The organism is Acinetobacter sp. NIPH 817, assembly GCF_000368405.1.
GTDB lineage: Bacteria > Pseudomonadota > Gammaproteobacteria > Pseudomonadales > Moraxellaceae > Acinetobacter.
Map to the genome: position 1 here is coordinate 1 of NZ_KB849427.1, position 2800 is coordinate 2800.

Consider the following 2800-nt stretch of genomic DNA (forward strand, 5'->3'; position numbering starts at 1 on the left):
CCTGCCGTTTCACGGCTAGAAAAAGCATTGATCACAGGCAAACCATCACCATCTATTGCCACATTGCAAAAATATGCTGCGGCAATTGGTAAACATGTTGAAGTGCGTTTTGTCTAAATAAAAAAGCACCCTAGGGTGCTTTTTACCAATTCACTAATCAATCAACTTTACACATTTAGCAACAACATCCTCTGCCTATAGACCCTTATCTTTGAAATTACTGTTATACGCACGATCAATATCTCTTAAGCCTTCTTGAATTTCTGCTTTTGATGCATTTTTGTCTGTTAATATTTCATTCCTTAAGCTTTCCTTGGAACCCCCTTTAAGCCTTGCATCCATTATAAGAGACTGATTATATGCATCCTTTACACACTCATTGCGCTCTTTTAAAGATAATTTATTTGGGGTGCAGTGTGCTTCCCAAATTATTGCAAATTGAATAACCACCGTAGCTATTCTTAGAATTTACCTCTCCGCAATATCCTTTTATATTTTGGAATTGGGCTGAATCAGGATCTTTTAAGGTGCTTAAGATAGCTTCTTTTGACTCTTTTTCCACCTTTGAGCAACCATTAATCCCTACCAAACCAAGAACTAAGCTTAAAAAGATAATCTTTTTCATATAATATCAACACCTTAAAATTAGCTAATAATCCTGTTATGGCCAAATTCATCTTCACTATTATCAAATTGCTCCACGAGCACCAAAAGCTTTAAATCTTTTCGCCCACCAATGCTGTTTTCCTTCCAGTTAATGATTGAAAGCGCCTCATAAAGCGCAAAGTAAGGAACCCCATTGGAATCAACATCCACTAGCAAACCACAACGACCAAATACTAGAAGTTCAAGACAAATTCTAATGAAGAGCTGTTTAAGGCCAAATCCATCATTAGTTGCATTAGCGATAAGTTCTTGAAGCAAAGTACTTTCGATCACAATATTTGGCTGTAGCTTAGAAACCAAACCAATCATCGTACGTAGCGAATCTTGAACCCATAATGGATACTGAGCACGGCTTAGATAAGCTTTATAGATCTCTCCGGCAGTATCACCCTGCTTTTCTGCTTCAATCATGCCAGCCGATTTAGCTAGGTACTTTGTCTGAGCCTGTTTGATCTACTCTTCGCCGGCAACGGCGTCACGCATAATCTGCCAGCTTTTTTGTGCAGCAATATACTGCGGATGTTTATCAGTAACTGCCATAAAAACACCAATAAAAAAGCACCAAAAAAGGTGCGTTGTTTAAGACATCCCGCGAATCCTACGAACTCCAACAGATTTTTTGTCGATCGGGAATAAATAAGCGATTGGATATGTACCAGCACTTTTATCTGGCTGCCCATAATCATCATAGATTTGTCGCTCTAAGCATTTAGTAAAGTGAGGACATTTAACAACATTCACAAATAATCTGCGCTCAGCCAATGTATTACACAGCATACCGTTCATTGAGTTAATGCGGTCTTTTACTGCTGGATTTCGACTATTCACATGAACTTTAAAACCTGCCTTTCTTAATAAAGCCAGATCTGTCTCACTAGCATTACTCGACTTTCGATTCTCACCTGAAGCATCGGGATAAACTGCAACCTCGTGATTAGGATATCGCTCTTGGATAGCCTCAATCATTGCTGGAGTATCGAATAGATCAAAGAACTCATCTACCGCATGCATATGCTCACCACGGCGAACATATACCACAGCAGCCATTTTAGTTACGTTGAAGTCCATTCCCACATGAAGAACATCATTAACCTTAACTGTTTCACTTGATGCACTTAGCAACCGGTTAAAACAATAGTAGATGACACCTTGATAGCTCTCAAAGCTTGCTTCATGTTCCTGACTAAATGTCTTAGGATCCATTTTGCGTTTAGCAACAATGATTTCAAACTCAGGAATATTTCCACCTTGTAATGAAGTGTAAGAAAAGCTTTTACAGTCTGGTTCATGCCCTGGCTGACCATCCATGAATGTGTCATAACAATCGTTAAAGCCTTTAGGCGTACCAATTCTTAAAACATGGCCACCAACTCGCTGTTCGCCGTTCACCATATACTTACAGGTAGAAAGCATCGGGCGAAGCACTTCTTCCCATGCAGCCCATTTACAGTCGGCCCATTCATCAATAATTAAGAAAAATAAACCAGATCCACGAAGGTCATCATAGTTATCTAGACCAACGACACGGATAATATGGCCACTTCTTAAAGTAATTGAACATTCAGTTTCATTAGGCTTACCAGCTCGCCAAGATGCTGGAATAGCTTGTTTTAGTCGCTTCCAGAAAACCCGTTTTGCTTGCTTAAAGGTAGGCGCTGCATACCAGATTTCATCCTCTACCGAAACATTCCATTTAGCCGCTAGTCTTGCGGCTCTTCGCATTTCCGCTTTGGCCAAGAATGTTTTACCGAAACGTCGGCCACAAACAGCATCACGTAATCGGGCTTCTTTTTGCCAGCCCCACAAATAAATATTGGCTTGCTTAGGCGTTAATTGAACTGAACCTTCTGGAGGATTAAAGCATTGGCTCATTTGGTATCTCCTCATCAGGATTCAGCACAAGCTTGTAATCCTCTTCAGGTGGATTTACCTCACGTTGTAACTTCTGAAGTTCAAGTTTTTTAATCTCAAGTTCTACTTCAGCTTTAGTTTGGTTCGCTTCAGAATAACCACCTTTATTATTTTGTTCCCCCTTCTTCTCATAAAACCCTTTCATGATCTTTTGTATTTGGTCCACGATCTTAATTGTCATGGTCACATTGTTTTTTTAGTCCAAAGCAAATCACTTAAAATC

The 2800-nt window shown here is 39.6% G+C and carries 2 protein-coding genes and 2 pseudogenes; all 4 read right to left on the reverse strand.

Translation table 11 applies throughout. The features are described from left to right. Positions 1 to 400 precede the first annotated feature (400 nt). Positions 401 to 625, reverse strand: coding sequence for a hypothetical protein (locus F968_RS20115; RefSeq protein WP_004796696.1), 225 nt, complete (start codon positions 623 to 625; stop codon positions 401 to 403). Between the two features lie 38 nt (positions 626 to 663). Further along, positions 664 to 1206, reverse strand: a pseudogene (locus F968_RS19365) (hypothetical protein); the annotation flags it as partial. 39 nt (positions 1207 to 1245) lie between these two features. Next, entirely contained in the window at positions 1246 to 2538 is a 1293-nt protein-coding gene (locus tag F968_RS19370) for a phage terminase large subunit family protein (protein WP_004796699.1), read from the reverse strand. After that, a pseudogene (locus F968_RS19375) lies at positions 2522 to 2800 on the reverse strand (hypothetical protein); the annotation flags it as partial. The pseudogene F968_RS19375 and the gene F968_RS19370, both read right to left, overlap by 17 nt.

Excerpts from the sequence above, each read along its gene's own strand:
- F968_RS19370 (WP_004796699.1), bottom strand. The coding sequence starts at position 2,538 with ATGAGCCAATGCTTTAATCCTCCAGAAGGTTCAGTTCAATTAACGCCT.
- F968_RS20115 (WP_004796696.1), bottom strand. The coding sequence starts at position 625 with ATGAAAAAGATTATCTTTTTAAGCTTAGTTCTTGGTTTGGTAGGGATT.